At 33.7% G+C, this 20,729-nt stretch carries 21 protein-coding genes; 13 read left to right on the top strand and 8 right to left on the bottom strand.

All coding sequences use genetic code 11. From position 1 onward, the window contains the following. The first annotated feature begins 28 nt into the window (after nt 1–28). From Q0L29_RS12070 to Q0L29_RS12025, 10 genes are all read left to right on the top strand, one after another. Nucleotides 29–1,186, top strand: a complete 1,158-nt coding sequence (locus tag Q0L29_RS12070) for a cystathionine gamma-synthase (protein ID WP_296621981.1) — start codon at nt 29–31, stop codon at nt 1,184–1,186. Nucleotides 1,187–1,192: 6 nt separating this feature from the next. Continuing rightward, nucleotides 1,193–2,878: a 1-acyl-sn-glycerol-3-phosphate acyltransferase gene (locus tag Q0L29_RS12065; protein ID WP_296621979.1), complete on the top strand. Its 1,686-nt coding sequence runs from the start codon at nt 1,193–1,195 to the stop codon at nt 2,876–2,878. Then, nucleotides 2,856–3,911: an NAD(P)H-dependent glycerol-3-phosphate dehydrogenase gene (locus Q0L29_RS12060; RefSeq protein ID WP_296621977.1), complete on the top strand. Its 1,056-nt coding sequence runs from the start codon at nt 2,856–2,858 to the stop codon at nt 3,909–3,911. The genes Q0L29_RS12065 and Q0L29_RS12060 overlap by 23 nt, the downstream gene beginning before the upstream one ends. A 181-nt stretch (nt 3,912–4,092) precedes the next feature. After that, entirely contained in the window at nt 4,093–4,866 is a 774-nt protein-coding gene (locus Q0L29_RS12055) for a ParA family protein (RefSeq protein ID WP_013455864.1), read from the top strand. Between the two features lie 3 nt (nt 4,867–4,869). Then, complete coding sequence (locus Q0L29_RS12050) at nt 4,870–5,787, top strand: ParB/RepB/Spo0J family partition protein (RefSeq protein WP_296621972.1); 918 nt, start codon at nt 4,870–4,872, stop codon at nt 5,785–5,787. A gap of 1 nt (nt 5,788) precedes the next feature. Beyond that, nucleotides 5,789–6,394 carry a DUF5683 domain-containing protein gene (locus Q0L29_RS12045; RefSeq protein ID WP_296621971.1) on the top strand — a complete coding sequence of 202 codons (606 nt, stop codon included), beginning with the start codon at nt 5,789–5,791 and terminating at the stop codon, nt 6,392–6,394. Nucleotides 6,395–6,516: 122 nt separating this feature from the next. Beyond that, entirely contained in the window at nt 6,517–7,227 is a 711-nt protein-coding gene (gene dapB, locus Q0L29_RS12040; protein ID WP_296621970.1) for a 4-hydroxy-tetrahydrodipicolinate reductase, read from the top strand. 3 nt (nt 7,228–7,230) lie between these two features. Beyond that, nucleotides 7,231–8,352: a signal peptidase I gene (gene lepB, locus Q0L29_RS12035; RefSeq protein WP_296621968.1), complete on the top strand. Its 1,122-nt coding sequence runs from the start codon at nt 7,231–7,233 to the stop codon at nt 8,350–8,352. Nucleotides 8,353–8,497: 145 nt separating this feature from the next. Further along, nucleotides 8,498–9,400 (top strand): RluA family pseudouridine synthase, encoded by a 903-nt coding sequence (locus Q0L29_RS12030; RefSeq protein WP_296621966.1) that lies wholly within the window; start codon nt 8,498–8,500, stop codon nt 9,398–9,400. A 9-nt stretch (nt 9,401–9,409) separates the two neighbouring features. Next, nucleotides 9,410–10,342: a D-2-hydroxyacid dehydrogenase gene (locus tag Q0L29_RS12025; protein WP_296621964.1), complete on the top strand. Its 933-nt coding sequence runs from the start codon at nt 9,410–9,412 to the stop codon at nt 10,340–10,342. A gap of 229 nt (nt 10,343–10,571) precedes the next feature. On the opposite strand, the gene Q0L29_RS12020 is transcribed toward Q0L29_RS12025, so the two are convergent. Then, complete coding sequence (locus Q0L29_RS12020; protein ID WP_296621963.1) at nt 10,572–10,958, bottom strand: DUF3127 domain-containing protein; 387 nt, start codon at nt 10,956–10,958, stop codon at nt 10,572–10,574. 142 nt (nt 10,959–11,100) lie between these two features. Between Q0L29_RS12020 and Q0L29_RS12015 the strand changes: the two genes are divergently transcribed. Both Q0L29_RS12015 and purB read left to right on the top strand, forming a co-directional pair. After that, nucleotides 11,101–11,385: a DUF3817 domain-containing protein gene (locus Q0L29_RS12015; protein ID WP_296621961.1), complete on the top strand. Its 285-nt coding sequence runs from the start codon at nt 11,101–11,103 to the stop codon at nt 11,383–11,385. Nucleotides 11,386–11,543: 158 nt separating this feature from the next. Next, complete coding sequence (purB, locus tag Q0L29_RS12010; RefSeq protein ID WP_296621960.1) at nt 11,544–12,887, top strand: adenylosuccinate lyase; 1,344 nt, start codon at nt 11,544–11,546, stop codon at nt 12,885–12,887. Nucleotides 12,888–12,986: 99 nt separating this feature from the next. On the opposite strand, the gene Q0L29_RS12005 is transcribed toward purB, so the two are convergent. After that, nucleotides 12,987–13,502 (bottom strand): HAD family hydrolase, encoded by a 516-nt coding sequence (locus tag Q0L29_RS12005; protein WP_296621958.1) that lies wholly within the window; start codon nt 13,500–13,502, stop codon nt 12,987–12,989. A 68-nt stretch (nt 13,503–13,570) separates the two neighbouring features. On the opposite strand from Q0L29_RS12005, the gene Q0L29_RS12000 reads away from it, so the two are divergent. Beyond that, a complete protein-coding gene (locus Q0L29_RS12000) occupies nt 13,571–14,338 on the top strand; it encodes a polyprenol monophosphomannose synthase (RefSeq protein WP_296621956.1) in 768 nt (255 codons plus the stop codon). Here the strand turns inward: Q0L29_RS12000 and Q0L29_RS11995 are convergent. From Q0L29_RS11995 to Q0L29_RS11970, 6 genes are all read right to left on the bottom strand, one after another. After that, a complete protein-coding gene (locus Q0L29_RS11995) occupies nt 14,328–14,969 on the bottom strand; it encodes a hypothetical protein (RefSeq protein WP_296621955.1) in 642 nt (213 codons plus the stop codon). The two genes, Q0L29_RS12000 and Q0L29_RS11995, sit on opposite strands and share 11 nt — an antisense overlap. A gap of 90 nt (nt 14,970–15,059) precedes the next feature. Next, nucleotides 15,060–15,488: a hypothetical protein gene (locus Q0L29_RS11990; RefSeq protein ID WP_296621953.1), complete on the bottom strand. Its 429-nt coding sequence runs from the start codon at nt 15,486–15,488 to the stop codon at nt 15,060–15,062. Nucleotides 15,489–15,496: 8 nt separating this feature from the next. Next, nucleotides 15,497–16,399, bottom strand: coding sequence for a hypothetical protein (locus Q0L29_RS11985; RefSeq protein WP_296621952.1), 903 nt, complete (start codon nt 16,397–16,399; stop codon nt 15,497–15,499). 131 nt (nt 16,400–16,530) lie between these two features. Then, complete coding sequence (locus Q0L29_RS11980; RefSeq protein WP_296621950.1) at nt 16,531–19,620, bottom strand: ATP-binding cassette domain-containing protein; 3,090 nt, start codon at nt 19,618–19,620, stop codon at nt 16,531–16,533. 85 nt (nt 19,621–19,705) lie between these two features. Beyond that, nucleotides 19,706–20,068: a DUF1987 domain-containing protein gene (locus tag Q0L29_RS11975; RefSeq protein ID WP_296621949.1), complete on the bottom strand. Its 363-nt coding sequence runs from the start codon at nt 20,066–20,068 to the stop codon at nt 19,706–19,708. Nucleotides 20,069–20,115: 47 nt separating this feature from the next. After that, on the bottom strand, nt 20,116–20,658 hold the full coding sequence (locus tag Q0L29_RS11970) for a SiaB family protein kinase (RefSeq protein WP_296621947.1): 543 nt from the start codon (nt 20,656–20,658) through the stop codon (nt 20,116–20,118). Nucleotides 20,659–20,729 lie beyond the last annotated feature (71 nt).

Here is a 20,729-nt window from a genome sequence, read left to right as displayed (position 1 = left end):
TTAAATATAAAATTTAAAAAAGAAACTTATGAGTATGTCTGATAAATATAGATTTGGTACTAAAGCTATCCACGCAGGAGTTGAACCCGACTCAGCAACAGGGGCTATTATGACTCCTATCTATCAGACATCAACTTATGCTCAATCATCACCAGGTGAGCATAAAGGCTATGAATACAGCCGTTCTCAAAACCCTACTCGTAAAGCGTTGGAAAAAAGCATTGCAGCTTTAGAAAATGCAGATTACAGCCACTGCTTTGCTTCAGGCCTTGCCGCTATAGATGCGGTTATTAAAACATTAAAACCAGGTGATGAAGTAATCAGTACAAATGACCTTTATGGAGGTACTTATAGAATGTTTACTGAAATCTTTCAAGATTTTGGGATACACTTCCATTTCATCAATATGTCCGAAGCTTCCAATATCGAGAAGCATATTACAAATAAAACGAAGTTAGTTTGGGTAGAAACTCCTACCAATCCGATGATGAATATCATTGATATTGAAGCAGTTTCAAAAATCACAAAAAAACACAATATCTTATTATGTGTAGATAATACTTTCTCTACTCCCTATTTGCAAAACCCACTCGATTTAGGTGCTGACATGGTGATGCATTCTATAACAAAATATATAGCCGGACATTCAGATGTTGTAATGGGAGCATTGGCTACTAGCAATAGAAAACTATCTGAAAAAATAGCATTTATTCAAAAAGCTAGTGGAGCAGTGCCAGGTCCACAAGATTGTTTTCTAGTTCTTCGAGGAATTAAAACATTACACCTCAGAATGCAAAGACATTGTGAGAACGCATCTGGAGTAGCTAATTTCTTAAAATCACATCCAAAAGTAGAAAAGGTTTTTTGGCCAGGATTTAAATCACATCCTAACCACGAAATAGCAAGTAGGCAAATGCATGATTTTGGAGGGATGATTTCATTTAGTTTAAAAGAAAATACGCAAGAAGCTGCTACAAAAATCTTAAAGAAATTTGAATTATTTATTTTAGCGGAATCTTTAGGTGGAGTTGAATCCTTAAGTGGACACCCTGCAACTATGACTCACTCCAGTGTGCCAAAAGCAGACCGCGATAAAGTGGGGCTCACTGATTCTTTAATCCGATTAAGTGTAGGAGTTGAAGATATTGAGGATTTAATTCAAGATTTAAAGCAAGCATTATCCTAAGTTGATATGAAGCTAAAGCGTTACAGAAGCAAACGAAAATATGAACCAATTTTACCAGGGCCTCGAGAGTGGCCTGTGGTACAATTGAGCCGTAATAAAAAGGAATTTATAAAAGAAGTAATAGAGGAAGCTTACGGGCGCATCAAAAGCAATACTAGAAATAAAACAGCCCTAATAGAAGAGCTAGAAACCACTTTATATAAGGAAAAGGCCAGAATTAGACAGACCCCTTGGAAAGTAGATCCTGATGATGACCATGAATTTTGGAGTAAAGTAAAAAATGATCTACTTGAAATTTCTCAACACAAAGTTAAAGATGAAGAAAAAGCCAATAAAATTCTTCACAGTATAATTGAACGTTACGCAGAGGAAATTGCCGGAAATTTCAATACAAGCCACTACAGGTTTGCAAGAGGGGTGATCACTTTTGGCTTTAACAGATTATTAAATGCTGCAAGGATTAAAAAACTAGGTGGTTTCTGGAGTAGTGAACTCACCATGAATGATAAAATTCAAATTAATGGTGAGGTTGAAAAGCTACGTACCTTAGCTAAAAAAGGAACCGTGGTGATTGTGCCCACTCATTCCAGTAATTTGGATTCTATCTTAATTGGTTGGGTAATTTATACACTTGGTTTGCCTCCTGTAATTTATGGTGCAGGACTTAATCTTTTCAATATTAGCATCATATCCTATTTTATGAATAGTTTGGGTGCTTATAAAGTAGACAGGCGAAAAAAGAATATGATTTATCTGGAAACGCTGAAATCTTATTCTGCCTTAGCTTTAAAAAAAGGATGCCAAAGTCTATTTTTTCCGGGGGGCACTCGTTCAAGAGATGGTAGAGTCGAAAAAGAACTTAAACTGGGTCTTCTAGGGACAGCAATAGAAGCTCAAAGAGCAAATTATCAAGAACATGGAAATGATGCGGAAAAGATATTTATAGTCCCCGTAAGTTTGAATTACCACTTTGTTTTGGAAGCTCCTAGTCTAATTCGCCAATACCTTGAAAAGCGGGGGCAAGAGCGTTATTATGTAGAAAACGATGAGTTTTCATCCTCTTATAAAATCATCACTTTCCTATTTAAATTCTTCACTAAAGGCTCAGATATATCCGTCTCCATAGGTGATGCTATGGATATTTTAGGTAATAAGGTGGATGAGGAAGGGAAAAGTTTTGATTCTACAGGCAGGGAAATTCAACCAAAGGATTATTTCGTTTTCCAAGATAAAATTACAGTCAATAAACAAAGAGAAGCGGAATATACTAGAATGCTTGCCAAAAAGATAGTGAAGCAGTATAGCATAATTGCTCGTGTATTTTCTAGCCATTTAATTGCATTTGTTGCTTTTGAAATAATAAATAAGAAAAATAAGAAACTTGACTTATTTTCATTGTTGAGATTACCGGAGGAAGACTTGGTTATTCCCTACAGTGAATTTAAAACTACTTGTCAGAGAATAAAAAATAAAATTGAGGATAGAATTAAAGAAGGTAGAATGTCTCAAGCCGAACACATGGATGATAATATAGATAATATCATTGAACATGGTTTGTTAAATTTAGGAATGTATCATTCCAAAAGACCATTAATTAAAACAGAAGAAGGTGATATTACTACTATGGATATGAATCTATTATATTTTTACAGAAACAGATTAGACGGATATGGCCTCGAAAAACATATTTGATAAACCTATAGGTGTTGTTGGTGCAGGTAGTTTCGGACTTTCCGTTGCTAATCTTTTGGCTGAAAATTCAGAAGTTTTACTCTATGCCAGAAATCCAGAAGCATTAGAGAGCATCAATAAAAAAAGAGAATGGAACAACTACCCTATTCATCAAAACATAAAAGCTATTGATGATTTAGAACAATTAGCAAGTACTTGTGACATAATTTTTCCTGTAGTACCCTCTGCCAATTTTAGAGATATGATGAAAAGCCTGTCACCTTTTCTTCATCCTTATCATATTCTAATTCATGGGACTAAAGGTTTAAATCTGAATCTACCTGCTGGCAAAACATTGGATAATATGGAAGTTCTTGAAAGGCACCATATCAAAACTATGAGTGAGGTCATCATGGACGAAAGCGTTGTGGTAAGAGTAGGTTGTCTTGCAGGGCCTAATTTAGCAAAAGAAATTGCTCAGGGACTTCCTGCAGCTACTGTAGTAGCCAGCCCCTTCAATGAAGTAATCCAAATAGGCCAACAATTACTCCGTAGTGATCGATTTCAGGTTTATGGAAATCCTGATTTAATAGGAATTGAACTTTGCGGAGTTTTGAAAAACATCATAGCCATAGCATCTGGTGCTTTGTCAGGATTAGGCTTGGGCGAGAATGCTCGTTCACTCTTGATTAGCCGTGGAATGGCAGAAATGATTTACTTAGGTAAAGCTTTAGGTGGGGATGTTCGCTCATTTATCGGATTGGCAGGAATAGGTGATTTAATGGCTACCTCCCACTCTACTTTAAGTAGAAATTTTACTGTCGGAAGAAGATTAGCAGAAGGCGAAAGTTTAGGGCGTATTTTAGGCGATATGCAGGAAGTTGCCGAAGGGGTCAATACCGTAATGATTGCAAAAAAAATTGCTGAAAGTTTTAAAGTTCGAGCACCCATAACCGAAATATTGCACAGAGTGCTATTTGAAGGACTTACCATGGAAGAAGCAGTACAATATTTAATGAAGTACCCACTTAATGTAGATGTGGATTTTATCTAAATCGAAGGAAAGCAAATTAAAAATCCATTCTATTTCTCATTTAAAATTTTATCTTTGTGGTTCGCTAAAATATTTGGTAACTGAAATAGATACTTGATTGATTATTCAAAATATTAATCAATCCTAAGCAATTTAAAGTCAGTTTATCGAAGAACTTTTTAAAGCTAAAATTTAAATAAATATGGGTAAAGTAATTGCAATTGCTAATCAAAAAGGAGGAGTAGGTAAAACCACATCAGCTATTAATCTTGCAGCAAGTTTAGCTGCTTTAGAATATAAAACACTGATTGTTGATGCCGACCCACAGGCCAATTCCACATCAGGAATAGGTTACAATCCCAAAGAAATTGAAAGCAGTATATATGAATGCATGGTAGATGAGGTTGATGCTCAGGACATCATAGTAGAAACTGACTTAGATTACTTGCATATTTTACCTTCCCATATCAATTTAGTAGGTGCTGAAGTTGAAATGGTGAACATAAAAAACCGTGAAGAAAGAATGCGTGATGCACTTAAAAAAGTGCGTAAAAAATATGATTTCATTATTATAGATTGTTCACCTTCTTTAGGTTTAATTACAATTAATGCGCTTACTGCAGCTGATTCAGTTATCATACCAGTGCAATGCGAGTATTTTGCATTAGAAGGTTTAGGGAAATTGCTTAATACAATTAAGATTATCCAAACTCGTTTGAATAAAGATTTGGAAATTGAGGGGATTTTATTAACCATGTACGATGTGCGATTAAACCTTTCAAATCAGGTTGTAGATGAAGTAAAACAGCATTTTAGTAAAATGGTATTTGAAACCTTGATTCCAAGAAATATTAAATTGAGTGAGTCTCCAAGTTTTGGACTCCCGGCTATTGCCCACGATGCTGAAAGCAAAGGAGCAATTAGCTATTTAAATTTAGCAAAAGAAATTATTAACAATAACGGATTAGGAAAATAGCGGATGGCGAAGAAACCGAGAAAAGCATTAGGAAGAGGCTTAAGCGCTCTTTTAGAAGATTCTAATACAGATCAAAAATCATCTTCTAGCAAAGAAAATAGAGATATCACAGACATTTCTACTGGGGCTTCTATAAACGAAATTCCATTAGAACAAATAGAGGTGAATCCATTTCAACCTCGAACTGACTTTGATAAACAAGCTTTAGAAGAATTAGCAGATTCGATTAAAGTTCAAGGTATAATTCAGCCTATCACGGTTCGAAAGCTCAGCAAAGATAGTTATCAACTTATCTCAGGTGAAAGAAGGACTCAGGCTTCAAAATTAGCCGGCCTTAAGTCCATTCCAGCTTATATCAGGATGGCGGATGACCAGCAAATGCTTGAAATGGCATTGATTGAGAACATCCAAAGAGAAAATCTTAACTCTATTGAAATTGCGCTTAGTTATCAAAGATTATTGACTGAATGTGATTTAAAGCAAGAGCAATTAGGTGACCGAGTAGGTAAAAACAGAACCACCGTCAATAATTACTTAAGATTATTAAAGCTTCCACCCGATATTCAATTAGCTATTCGAGATAAAAGAATCAGCATGGGACATGCGCGTGCTATTATCAATATTGATAGTGTGGATAAGCAATTGGACGTTTTCAAAAGGATCCTAAAGGATGACTTATCTGTAAGGAAAGTTGAAGCATTAGTGAGAGAATTGACTAGTGGGGATTCTAATGAAAAGGAAAAACCAACTAAAACCGAGATGCCATATGAGGCTAAGCAGGTACAAAGTAAGCTTTCTTCACATTTTGGCACAAAAATTGGAATGAAAATAGACAAAAATAATAAAGGAGAAATAAAGATTCCGTTTTTATCGAAGGACGATTTAAATAGAATTTTAGATATCCTTTCAGTTGAATTATAAAATGCGCATTTTTTTAACTCTTATCATTTTAATATCATTTAACCTCGTTTCAAATGGGCAGGAAATCCAACCAACAGATTCCACCTTTTTGAGACTGGGTAATGACAATGAGGAGATTGAAACATTCCAATCAGAAGACACATCACATTCTCCAAGATTAGCCGCATTATATTCTGCTATAGTTCCGGGAATGGGCCAGTTTTACAACGAAAAATACTGGAAAATTCCGATTGTTTATGCTTTGGGGGTTTTAGCAGCATCACAAATCAAGCAAAACCATCAAAATTATTTACTCTTTAGAAATGTATTTATAAATCTCGCAGATGGAAATGATGCTAATAATTCTAAAATACAGGATTTTATAAATTTAGGTTTTAATGAGGATAGGACTGATCGGCAGCTACAAAGATATAAAAGAGATAGAGATTATTGGATAATCCTTTCTGGCTTATTTTATGTTTTAAACATAGTGGACGCAACAGTGGATGCTCATTTAAGAGAATTTAATATTAATGAAGATTTGAGTTTAAACATAAAACCAAGTATTCAAAGTAGTCCATATAGGAATATGCACGCAGGCTTATCATTAAATTTTAGATTGAAATAATGAAATCGACATTAAAAATTAAGCTTCTAATATTAGATCTACCGAAGATTATTTTTTAATCAAAGATTACATAGCCTGCCCCGACTAATCGGGGTGACAATAAAATAAGATATAAAATACACATGAAAATACTTTTAATTGGTCATGGAAAAATGGGTCAAGCCATTGAAGAATTTGCCATCCAAAGAGGACATAGCTTAGTAGCTACAGTTGATGTAAACGACACATTGATGCCTACCTTAGCCGAACAAGCTGATGTAGCAATAGAATTCACCCATCCTAACTCAGCTTTTGATAATATAAAATTCTGCCTCGAAAATAATTTACCCATCTTATCAGGGACTACGGGTTGGTTGGATAAAATGCCTGAAATTGAGGAAATCTGTAAAAAGAACAATGGCACATTTCTTTATGCATCAAATTTTTCAATAGGTGTAAATCTATTCTTTAAATTAAATAAATTTTTAGCCAAATTAATCAGTCCGCAAAGCCAATATAAACCTTCAATGATTGAAGTTCATCATACTCACAAAAAGGATGCACCAAGTGGAACAGCTATCACCTTAGCGGAAGGCATCATTAGTGAGCATGAAAAATATACCGCTTGGAAAAATGAAGCTAAAACTGGAGAAGGAGAAATTCCAATCACTTCAGAGCGAATAGGTGAAATTCCGGGTACTCATAAAATCACTTATAAATCGGAAGTTGACCAAATCAGCATTGAACATGAAGCTTATAGTAGAGATGGATTTGTTCAAGGAGCTGTTTTTGTAGCCGAATGGCTTCCTGAACAAAAAGGAATTGTAAATATTGATGACTTCTTAAAACTTTAGAAAATGAAAATTCCATTTTTCAATAAAAAGAAGAAACCAGCCAAACCTAAATCTAAAGTTAGAGAATGGGTCGATGCTTTGGTTTTTGCCGTAATTGCTGCAACTTTAATAAGATGGGCAACTTTAGAGGCGTTTGTTATCCCCACACCTTCTATGGAAGGTACCTTATTAGTTGGTGACTATTTGTTTGTAAGTAAATTACATTATGGCCCCAGAACCCCTAGAACTCCTTTACAACTTCCGCTGACTCATAGAAGGTTTTACAGAACTGAGGACGTTCCTGCATATCTTGATTGGATTCAATTGCCTCAAGTTAGATTACCAGGTTTCAGTGAAGTGAAAAGAAATGATGCGGTAGTCTTCAATTATCCTGAGGAATTACAATACCCTTTAGATTTGAGAGAATACTATATCAAAAGATGTGTAGGCCTCCCTGGAGATAAATTACAAGTCAAAAACGCTGAACTTTACATCAATGGCGAAAAAGCTTTTGTCCCTGAAGACATCCAATTCAGTTATTTCATTAAAACAAAACAGACTATAAGAGATAGGGTTTTTGAAGATTATAATATTTGGGATAAAATGTATGAACCAGGCTACGGATATAGAGTTCATGCAGAACCAGAAGAAATAGAAAAAATGAAATCTCTTCCTTTTGTCGATGATATCATCTTCTCTCCTACTTATAAAAATGGGCAAATATTAAGTACAGACAGCAGCGATGTTGACCCAGCTACATTTCCTAAGACGCCTGAGACCAGCTGGAATAAAGATTTTTATGGCCCTATTGAAGTTCCTAAAGAAGGACAAACCATAAAAATCAATCATGATAATTTACTCATGTATGGTGATGTTTTACGCTATTACGAACATTTGGAAGATATTCAGATTAAAAATGATAAGCTTTATATAGATGGGCAGAAAGTAAGTGAATATACTTTCTCTCAAGATTATTTCTTTATGATGGGAGATAATCGTCATAACTCATGGGACAGCCGTTTTTGGGGCTTTGTACCTAAAGATCACGTAGTAGGGAAAGCATTATTCATTTGGATGAGTATAAACCCTAATGAATCATTCTTAAGTAAAATCAGGTGGGAGCGTTTATTCTCTGGTATTAATTAATCAATACTTTCACCTCTTTTAACTAAAAACAAGTATTCGATTTAATCTATCTCAAAAACCCTCTTAAAATTGATTTAAGAGGGTTTTTGATTGATTATCCTCCCTCACACTTGTAAAGGTCATTTCTTATATAGAATTTTACACCATGAACAAAAAGTCAACCCCTGCCAATCAGGAAATAAACAGCTATATAATTCAAGAGGATACTGAATTATTAAAGCACCTTATTTCCACTTACCCAAACAAGAAAAAGCCTATGCTTAAGCAAGTTATGGGTGGCGGTCAAATCAGAATTAATGGGGACGTTATTACCCAATTTAATCATCCACTCAAAAAAGGCAATGAAGTTCAGATTAATTGGGCGAAGCCTTCAAAAAAAGTAAAGCTTCAGAAGCTTAATATTATATATGAAGATCAGCATTTAATAGCCATTGAAAAAGAGGCAGGTTTACTTTCCGTGGCTTCATTGAAGGAAAAAACAAAAAATGCAGTCCAGATTTTAAAGGAGCATATGGAAGCTATCGATCCTAGAAATAAGGTTTATATAATCCACAGATTAGAAAGAGAAGCTTCTGGGATATTGCTATTTGCCAAAAGCAAAGAAGTACAAGAACAACTACAGAATCATTGGGAAGATTATATAATCGACCGAAAATATGTAGCCATAGTGGAAGGAAAAATCAAAGAATCCTCCCACACTTTGAGGAACTATTTAAGGAGTAATAAACACAATCAGGTATTTATTGTAGATACACCTGATAACGCAACAGAAGCTATTACTCATTTTAAATTATTAAAACAGAGCAATGCTTATTCCATGTTGGAATTTAAGCTTGAGACCGGCTTCAAAAATCAAATTAGAGTTCAAATGGCGCATTATGGTTTTCCTGTTACAGGAGATAAAAAATATACCGCAAAGAAAAATCCCTTAGCGAGAGTTGCATTACATGCCAATTTAATTGAACTTAAACACCCAATTAACCGTGAACATTTAAAGTTTGAGTTGGTTCCTCCTTCTAATTTCCGAAATTTAGTTGCTAAAGGATAAATTATAATCATGCACAAAAAAAATATTCTTACTTATGGACATTTAGCTGAAGGGTTTCAAACCTTTGTTGCTAAGGAATATCCTGAACTAAATTGTTTGCTTGCTCATGATAAGCAAGAGGCAGAGCAATTACTTCCTAAAGCTCAATATGTGGCAGGCTTCAATTTCCTTTCTAAAATGGATATAGGCCATTTGGAATGGATCCATTCTTTTGGAGCTGGAGTTGACAGCTTCATGAAGTTAGAGCTCCCTGAAGATTGCTTATTAACAAAAACGAAGGGGAAAATGGGGCAAAGGATGTCAGAATATTGTTTGACCTATATTTTACAAGACTTAAATAAAACCGAATTATATAAAATTAACCAAGCCTCAAAAACATGGAATCAGGTGGTTCCTAAATCTTTATCAAAACAAAGTGTCATCTTTTTTGGGACGGGGAATATCAGCACAGACATTGCCCAGGTTCTTCAACCAATGGTAAAAAATATAGTGGGGGTTAATACTAGCGGTAAAAACAAAGAGTTTTTTGACGTTTGTTTATCTATTGAAAACTTAGATATGGGAAGCCTAGAAGCTAATTCTATCATTATAAATACACTACCATCTACAAAAGGCACACAAAATCTATTCAACAAAAATTTCTTCTCAAAACTCGAAAATGTGTTGTTTATCAATATAGGAAGAGGAAACTCAGTGAAGGAAGAAGACTTAATTGAGGCTTTAGATCAAAAATACATTAGGCAAGCAATTTTAGATGTATTTAAAGAAGAACCGCTACCAGCCGACTCTCCTTTATGGGAACATCCTCAGTGCATTGTAACTCCTCATATTTCTGGTATTACTTTATTAGAAGACGTTAAACAAAGCTTTAAATTAGCATATGAAGCGGTGAAATCCGGAGATGATCATAAATTATTGGTAAATACTGAGAAGGGATACTAGTCTTTATATAAAATAATCAGAGCTATCACGTTATTGAAAGCAAAGGCGATTCGCGTGCATCAACTTATGAGAACAGTTAAATATTGCAGCTCCATAAATTCTGTGTGTCATCCTCTTCTTCAAAAGGATGACACACGAATCGAGATTGCAGATGCCCTAAGTTCGCTGGTTAATCAACAATTTTAAACTCATAAAACCTGACAGTTTTTTTAAACTCAAAAAGTCAGAATTAAAAAGGTAATTCATCATCCTCACTTGGAGGTGGCGTTTCTTGAGGGCCGCTAGTTCCTCCTGAATATTGTGGTGGCATATTTTCATTTTGGGCATTTGGCACACCCCCAACATTCCCATCTGATGCTCTATCCACAGCCCAAATTTTTACATTGGTGTACCATTTTCCGTTGTATTCCCTACTATCAATATTGATTTTAGCTGTTAGCTCTTCACCCTGCTTGATATTAAAACCATCAATCTTATCTCCCCAAACTTCAGCGCAAACTTTCTTAGGGTATTGCTCTTGAGTCTCAAAAATATAAGACTGCTTTCTCCATTCACCGTTTTTACCCTGACCTTTTTCTTCAGGTAAAATATCAATAACTTTTCCTTTAAATTCCATTGAAGTAATTTTATTAATTATGGCACAAAAATGTTAAATAATAATTCCCTCACCTAATCAAATTCCGATTTTAAATCCTAAAATTATTGGTTTACAAAACAGTCCGTACTTTCTTTGCATTCCAAAATTGATAATTTAAAACATGATCAAAAATTTAAGAGTACTAGCCATATTAGAAGGTATTTCCTATTTACTACTTGGTGTAACTATGCCATTGAAGTATATGATGGAAATGCCTCAACCCAATTATTTTGTAGGAATGGCTCATGGCGTTTTATTTATTGGCTATTGTAGCTTAGTACTTTATGTTGCAATCAAAAGAAATTGGACCCTGAAACTTACTCTTTTATCCCTGGCTGCTTCTTTAATTCCATTTGGTACATTTTATGCTGATTGGAAATGGTTCAGGAAAATGAACACTCAATGACCAACTTATAATTTGAAGTCACACAGAGCAATAATTGATTTTCTACCAAATAAAATAATTCGAGTCGAATTTCAATCGGATAAAACTAATACTATTCTTTAATAACTGCGTCTTAAAGCTTAAAATCCTTATCTTTGCACCTTTAAATTTTACAGCTCATGGATTTAACTACTTTAAGTGCTATCGGCCCCATTGACGGACGCTACAGAAATAAAACCCAACCTCTTGCTCCATATTTTTCAGAATGGGCATTAATTAAATACAGGGTACACGTAGAAGTAGAATATTTCATAGCACTTTGCGAATTACCTCTTCCTCAGCTTAAAGAATTTGATCATGCTCTTTTCCCTAAAATGAGGGAACTGGCTTCAAATTTCAATGAAGAAGATGCCTTGGTGATTAAAAAGATTGAAAAAACCACCAATCATGATGTAAAGGCTGTAGAATATTTCCTTAAACAAAAATTTGATGATTTAGGTATTGGTGCTCAAAAAGAGTTTATTCATTTTGGATTGACTTCTCAAGATATTAATAATACTGCTACTCCCCTTTTATTAAAAGATGCAACTGAAAAAGTTTATCTGCCATTTCTAAATGAAATTAAAGATATGCTAGGTAGCTATGCCAAAGATTGGAAAGATGTGCCTATGTTGGCTAAAACACATGGTCAACCTGCTTCCCCAACTAGATTAGGTAAAGAAATTGCTGTATTTGAAGTACGTTTGGCAGAACAACTTAAACTAGAAAAAGACATTCCATTTGCAGCCAAATTTGGTGGCGCTACCGGTAATTTCAATGCCCATCATGTTGCTTATCCGAAAATTGACTGGAGAGCATTTGGTAATAATTTCTGCGAAAAATACTTAGGACTTAAACGTTCAGAGCCAACCACGCAAATTGAGCATTACGATCATTTAGCTGCCCGATTTGATTCGTTCAAGCGATTAAATACGATCTTGATGGACTTAAGTAAAGATGTTTGGCAATATGTCAGTATGAATTACTTTAAGCAAAAAATAGCTAAGGATGAAGTAGGTTCGTCTGCTATGCCACATAAGGTGAATCCAATTGATTTTGAAAATGCAGAGGGTAATTTGGGCATTGCTAATGCTATTCTAGAACATTTATCAGCTAAACTTCCTATATCAAGATTACAAAGAGATTTAACCGATTCCACAGTTTTAAGAAACATTGGAGTACCACTTGCTCATGGTTTAATTGCTTTTGAATCATTGAAAAAAGGCTTAGGTAAGCTCGAATTAAATCCCGCAGCTATTGAACATGATTTAACTGAGAATTGGGCGATAGTGGCTGAGGCCATTCAAACTGTATTAAGAAGAGAAGCTTATCCTGCGCCATATGAGGCATTGAAAGCTTTGACTCGTAAGAATGAGAAAATTACTCAGAACACTATTTCTGAGTTTATTGATAGCCTAGAAGTTTCAGATTCTATTAAAGATGAATTGAAGGACATCACGCCTTTTAATTATACTGGTATTTAATTTTACTTCTTGAGGTTTTAAAATCTGCATCCAATTCTTGTCATTTTAAGGATTCTGGAGCAGCTTGAACTAATAAAAGTATTATACTATTCCTCAGGATTAATCCAAAACAAATTGATTGACTGCATCCAATAAGCTTTTTGCTTTAGGTGCAGTCGTCTTTTCCAACTCTTTATCCCCAACTAAAATCCCTCTAACACCAATTTTCTCAGCAGCTTGAATATCGCGTATAGAATCGCCTATCATAAAAGATTTCCCAGTATCAACCTCCCATTTAGAAACAGCCTTTTCTAGCATCAGGCTATCAGGCTTCCTAAGCAATGAATTAGTAGTTACGGGATGATGAGGGCAAAAATAAATATCATCAATTAAATGGTCTGTTTCAGCCTGAAAGAAGGCGTGACAATTACTCACATCTTCTCTTTCATATAATCCTTTCGCTATACCTGCCTGGTTTGTAATTACGATTAATAAATATCCTGATTGCTTTAAGATTTCCAGACTTTCTTTAACACCCTCTAAGATTTCAAAATCTTTAACTTTATATGTATAATCCCCTCTTTCCTTATTTAAGACTCCATCTCTGTCCAAAAAAATACATTTATGTAATCGCATCAAATTCTTTTATAAATTGGACCGCAATATCTGAAAAGATTTTATAGTTTTGAAGTTCATTTGGATTTATGAGAGATAATTTAGTCATCATACCTACTTACAACGAGTGCGAAAATATAGAAGATATAATTCGTGCTATATTTCTATTGTCTACAAGATTTGATCTTCTCATCATTGATGATAATTCACCTGATGGCACAGCGGATATAGTAAAGTCATTACAGGGGACATTTAATGGACAATTACATATTATAGAAAGATCAGGAAAGTTAGGTTTAGGAACAGCTTACATAGAAGGATTTAAATATGCCTTAAAAAATAATTATCAATACATATTTGAAATGGATGCAGATTTCTCTCACAATCCATTGGATTTGTTAGAGCTGCTCAAATCATGTCAAAAAGAAAATGTTCAGCTTACTATCGGTTCAAGATACAAAACAGGTGTAAACGTTGTAAACTGGCCAATGGGAAGGGTATTAATGTCCTATCTAGCAAGTAAGTATGTGCGTTTTATTACTGGATTACCAGTTTATGATGCTACAGCTGGTTTTATTTGTTATCACCGCTCAGTTTTAGAAACTATTGAACTCGATAAGATTAAATTTATAGGATATGCTTTCCAAATAGAAATGAAATTTACCGCATGGAAGCATGGATTTGGAATAGAAGAAGTTCCTATAATTTTCACAGACCGAAGCAAAGGCACTTCAAAAATGTCAAAAAAGATATTTAAGGAAGCAATATTTGGGGTTATCCAAATGAAAGTAAAAAGCTGGTTCAAAAAATATAAGCAGGTGAATGTTAAGGTTTCGACTCAAAAAGCTACTGCTTAATAATTTCTTTTAAGGAATCAATATGAATATCATGCTTTCCCTCAAATTCAATTTGATTGACATTTACATTCAGCTTTTCGATTAAAGACTCCTGTTCATGTTTTCGTTTTTCATCGATGAATTCATCTTCAGTCCCTCTTAACATATAAACTTCTTTATTCCTCAACTTATTTCCCAAGCCTGAAAAATCAATATCTTCAGGAAAAGCACCGGAATGTAATATTAATTTTTCAAATGGAAAGGATAATTTTTCAGCCCATCGGCATACAGTTGCTGATCCTTGAGAGAATCCTAACAGAGTGATGTTGACATTTTCTGAAGCATCTTTTAATACTTCATCCGCTATTGAGTTTAAGTAGTTGATATAATTATCAATATCCAATAATCTTTCTTCTTTGGTCATCCAGGTACTTCCTACTCTACCTGAAAAGCCATCTAAATAAAAACGAGACAAGCCACTTGGAGCAACAATCACTCTAGTATCGGAAGATATACCCTTAAATTTCCTGATAAAATATTGTGATAATTGCCCATATCCATGCAAAACAAACCAAATTTCTTTTGTAGAAGAGGAAACAGCATTGCTTTGGTGATAAACAGCTTGGTGTTGAAAACTTACAGTTCTTCGCATTTATTTTGAGCTAGAATTTGAAAAAAATATAAATAAAAAAAGCAGGTAAAACCTGCTTCTTAAAATTTTGAGATTATGAAAAGTGAAATCTTATCGTTTAAACCCTAATACACTTCCACCACAATAGTTTGAACTGCCTTCAAATGTATAAGTTATGTAGTAAATACCTGTTACCTGACATGGAAATGCAATACTTGATAAAGTAGAGCCTTCATATTTTGTTGATGCCACTTTATTTCTGTTTGAATCATATAAAGTTAATACTATCCCATCAGTTCCTGAACCTTCGTTACAAATCATTATTTGATAAGTAGCTCCTTTGGTAAATACATAAGAGTATTCTACTTTATCTTTTGCCCCAGATTGACCATCAATATTATAGCTTTTCAAAAAAGTAAAGCCTGATTGTAATTTAGGAATACATGCTTCCACATGCTTCTCAGTATCACACTGAGCATAAGTTTGCTGAACAGAGGCTGATATAAATATAATTCCTAATGCAAAGATTAGCTTTTTCATAAAATTTCTTAGTTAATAATGTTCTCTCTAATTGCGTAAACCTGATTTCTTATTGCTTCAATATTCTCATCATCCATGATGATTTCACTTGTACTATTATCCTTAACAACAAGCATGCCATCTACAACTTCATAAGTTGGTTCACGATATACAGTCTTAATTTCAATCTTATTAAATTCTTCTTGAAGCTTGGTGAATTTATTGGAAAGCTGATTGATATTTGGATCATTATCTTTGTAAAAAGACATTAATAAGACCACATTATCCATAATAATCTTTTGTTCTGCTATTGTTTCTTTTAGTTGTTCATTATTTGGATTTTTCTCTGAAACCCTTGAAACAATATAAAGCGCTTCAAGCCAACCCCCTGACAATAATAAAATACTTAAATTAGAACGCTTTTGCTCTTGTAAGTAGCTATTTATGTTGTTAAAATTTTTAGTGGTTATTAAAAGAAGTGAATCTAAATTTTTACTATTGGTAGCTAATCTTTTAATAGTTCCAATATCAAAGAACTGTCCTATACTCAAATCATCTGCTAAAGATTTTATAGAATTAAGATAGAATAAGGCATCCTGATTTTGTTCATAAATATTAGTATATCCTAAATCAGTACCATAAACCCCCAATGCTAAGGCTTTTTTATAATTACTGTTATAATCTGATATCTTCTCAGGATCATTAAGATAACTATTATCATATTTAGTATCAGATTCTTTCAATAGAGTAGAAATCTCTAAAGGAGAAGGTATCTGTTGGATAATATCAGATATGACATCTTCAGAAATAGAGGGTTCCTCTATTTTAACAGAGTCCAATACACTAGATATTTCATCTGCCGAAGGTTTTTTCTTCGAGTCGCAGGCTAGAGCTGTAATTATTATTAACAGCCCCAAAAGTATATTTTTCATAAAAATGTTTTTTATCATAACAAAAATAGAAATTCCCTTAGTTAATACAAATTCTCTTTTTTTAAAATCAGTATTTTTTTTTTAGATACAATTCAATACTCTTCAAGTAAAAAAAATATAAACTCATTGATTTATGATTCTGACTTTTTCAATTTAATATTACTAAAGAATACTAAAGCCTTTCCAAAAAGCTCAAAATACAAAGTAATATATAAAATTAAAGACATGAACCATATCACAAGTATATTAAAATAAAACGTATCAATATAAACACCGGCAAAATACTTTTCAGGAGCAAAAAAGTGAGTCCTGTAATTTAACAAATTATCCGGTTTTGCTGGTCTATTAAAAACAGGATCGATTTGTTGTATTAACTGCCCTTTATACTCAATAACTCTATCTTCTACAGTCAGATTCCTTACTAAATCAGCTAGACTTTCGTTGAAATATAAATCTTTAGCTTCATTTAAATTAAACTGATAAGAAGAATCATTCTCCAAATGAAACTGTAAAGTCTCTTTCTTTTTCACAGCTAAATTAAATTCATTTATGTAATGATCTCTCAACTGATCAACATATAAGCTTATCTTATCAAGATCATCTTGACTAACAGATTCAGGATCAAGTAGTTTATCTAAATTTTCACCTTCTAAATTTCCTTTAAAAGGTTCTTTCTCTAAAGCATTATAAATAATTGTTGTAGAGTATTCAATCTCCTCCAATGCCTCCACTTCTTGATTACCTAAATTATTTTCAATAACTCTCAATTTCTCCCTGATTTTCTTAGTTAAAAATGAGGATTTAAAATCAGCTGTTTTTTCATCTGATTCAATGTCATAGAAGTATTCTTGGTAGCTATTGTTTTTAAACATATCAACAGCAAGCGCTTCATATGCCCAACGAGAAGTCATCAAATCGGCTACAACAGGAACTTTCCCTTTTGTACTTATTACGTCATTCAATTTATCGAAGCTAAATAACAACCCACTTAAAATCATTTGAGGAATAAGTAAAAGAGGAATTAAAATGTAAACCGTAACAGCTGAGGTGAAGGCTGAACTAACATTTAGTCCGAGGACATTTGCAAAACATGAGGTCGTGAATAAAATTGCCCACATACTAAATGTTGCGTCTCTTATTTCCAGTACTAAAACTCCTATAATAACATAAGTTAATGTTTGAATTGCTGATAAAGTAAATAGAATGGTGATTTTGGAAAGCAAATAACTATTCCAACTTAAATCAAGAAAGGATTCTCTTTTTAAAATTTTCCTATCTCGTATGATTTCTTCAGCACTTACGGTTAATCCCATGAAAAGTGCTACAATAATACTCATTAGAAGAAATGCGGGCAGGTTATCATTAAATCTGAAAATATAATCATCCCCTGAAGGTGCGCTTCTGTATTTAATAATAAACGCAAGCAATAAAGCAAGAAATGGAGCCTCTAATAAATTGATCAACAAATACTGCTTATTACTTATTTTTGAGAGCGTATCACGTATAGTGAAAATCACTGTCTGCTTTAATTTATTAGGTATAGCTAGTGTTGACGGAGGTGCTTGGGTTTCTTCTTTGACTGGTTTGTGATCAAAATGATCATGATAAAAATCTCTCCATTGGGTAGGATTAATTTTACGCTTATTCGTTAATTGCCCATATTCATCTACTACTTTTGCCTCAATAATATTAAAAATTTGCTCAGGATTTACATTTCCACAAGTTGGGCAAACTCCTCTATCGGCATCAACCTGATTAGTAGTCTTTTTAAAATAAGTCACCGCTTCTATAGGATGACCATAAAATATTTGATATCCACCTGTATCCATGAGGATCATCTTATCAAACATTTTATAAATGTCAGAAGACGGCTGATGAATTACTACAAATATTAATTTCCCTTTAAGGGTTAATTCTTTTAATAAATCTATTACATTTTCAGAATCTCTGGAAGAAAGACCTGATGTTGGTTCATCTACAAACATTACAGCTGGTTCACGGATAAGTTCAAGCGCAATATTCAATCTCTTTCTCTGCCCACCCGAAATAGTTTTATCTAAAACACTTCCTACTCTTAAATCTTTCCTTTGCTCTAATCCTAAATTCTCCAGAGTATCCATCACTCTTTTATGAATATCCTCCTCTGACAAATTAGCAAAACAAAGCTTTGCATTGTAGTACAAGTTTTGATAAACTGTTAATTCCTCAATTAGCAAATCATCTTGAGCAACATAACCAATAATACCTTGGAGTTGATCTGAATCTTTATTTAAATCAAGGCCATTGATCTTGATTTGTCCTTCGGTAGGCTCTTGGATACCCGCTAAAACATTCAATAAGGTTGTTTTACCAGCACCTGAAGCTCCCATAATACCTATTAGCTCACCAGGCCCTTCAAAAACGTTTACATTTCTAAGCCCAAGCTCACCATTCGGGAACTGCAAAACTATATTCTCAGCATTAAATGATAAATTAACCTGCTCTGCATCAGATAAGAATTTTCTGATGAGCTCAGAATAATATAAGGCGGCACCTTTTGGAGTTTTTATAGTGCTTCCATGAGAAAACAGATAGACTGAATCTGTCTTCATAATAAACCCGTTCAGATTGATTTCTTCTGTACCTGTGTATTTCACGAAATACATATCCACACTTTTCACATTCATGAAAAGAATCTCTCCATCAATATCAGCATGAACATGAAGGCCATCTTCAGCAGGAGTATCATTATTTACAGCAAGAATATCTTCAAACTGCTCCAAATCATCTGATTGGCTTTTAATAACAAAGCTTTCAATAAGTTTAAATTCGTCTTTGACAATGTTAAAGACATTAGAAACGGTATCAATGATTTCCATTCGCTGTGGTGTGAAGTTTTTATCAGCGGAAACCATTTCCAGAAGCTTAATAAGTACTACTACTTTTTGCTTTTGGGTTAGTGTTTTATTGATTTTCTTACAAATGGCTAGCGTTCTTACCGAATCCCTAACAGAAGTAAGTTTTTTCTTTTTAGATTTTCCATCTTCAGCCTCCTCTTCAGGTTCTTCTCCCCAACCAACCAATTTATCATAGAGCTCCAGATACTCTTTAATAGAGTCTTGATCAAGCTCTTGCTGGAAGAAACCAATAACGAAATTTCTTTCCTTTTCAGTGGCTCCTCCATCCTGCTTGGTGATTATTCCAAATAATTGAGTTAAGGCTTTGAGTATCTCTTCACTCATAAAATAAGACGGTTATGGCTTAAAGGTAAAACAATAGGCCATTGTAAATACATGGCCTACAACAATTAAAACTAAAAAGTAATAATTAATATGTTTTGAATTCAAATGGGATTTCCACCAATTCAGAAAATTCTTCTCCAGCTTCCTCCATATCCTCATCATCTTCATGAAAATACCAGTCAATGGTGACACCATCAATATCTTCTAAAGCTGATAATACATCTAATATTAATTTTGATGAAGCAGTATTGAAATACTCTAATTTAAAAGTAAACAATGTTTCAGGATTTGAATCTTCACCATAAGCTGTAATCCAATCTAAAATAGGCTGATAAAATTCAGCTGAGTCTTCAGGTAATGAACGACCTGATATTTCGAATATACCATTTCCTTTATCTAATAATATTTTGGGGGTATCCTCTGTTCCTTCAAGGTTAATGATTTCCATATTTAATTTTATGTTTTAAATTTAAAAGTTAAACTAAAATTTAGATTTTAAAGTCTCAAAATAGTAGTGGTCAAAGAAAAGAAATGAAATCCTTCTCCCATGTCTTCAAAGTCATATTCTAACTTCTGACCAGACTTCCGAGCCATATCAACAAATCCTAAGCCTGCACCACCTTTATTGGACAGACTATTTGATTTAATAATTTCTTTATACTTGGCTTTTAAACCTTCTTTATCTAAGTGATTAATTTCATCTATTCTCTCTATAAGAGATTCTTTTGCTTCAGTATCAACTGGATTTCCACTTGTTACTACATATCTATCGTCTTCTTTACCAATAATAAAAATTGCAGCATTTCTTTTAGCAGAAAGCGGGTTAAAATCATCTGAATGTTTTACGATATTTTGTAAGCATTCTACCATTACATTAAACACCTTACGTTTTATGCTTGACTCCTCACCCATAGAATCCATGTTTCGTTCTGCCATTGCTAAAACTGATTTGGTAATCTCTTGGGTAAATTCCCCTTCGTAAACCAAGATTAGGTTTCTTGACAGCATGGTTTTATGTAGATCGTATATATACTTCATGTTGTTATTCGGTTAAAAAGCCTTTTCAATTGTAACCCTATTCATTTTCAAGCCTTAAATTAAATAATTTT

Origin of the sequence: Marivirga sp., from assembly GCF_024636815.1 — a bacterium.
In the GTDB taxonomy this organism is placed as follows: Bacteria; Bacteroidota; Bacteroidia; order Cytophagales; family Cyclobacteriaceae; genus Marivirga.
The sequence above is the reverse complement of the archived record's forward strand: the minus strand, read 5'-3'. Positions and strand labels throughout refer to the sequence as shown.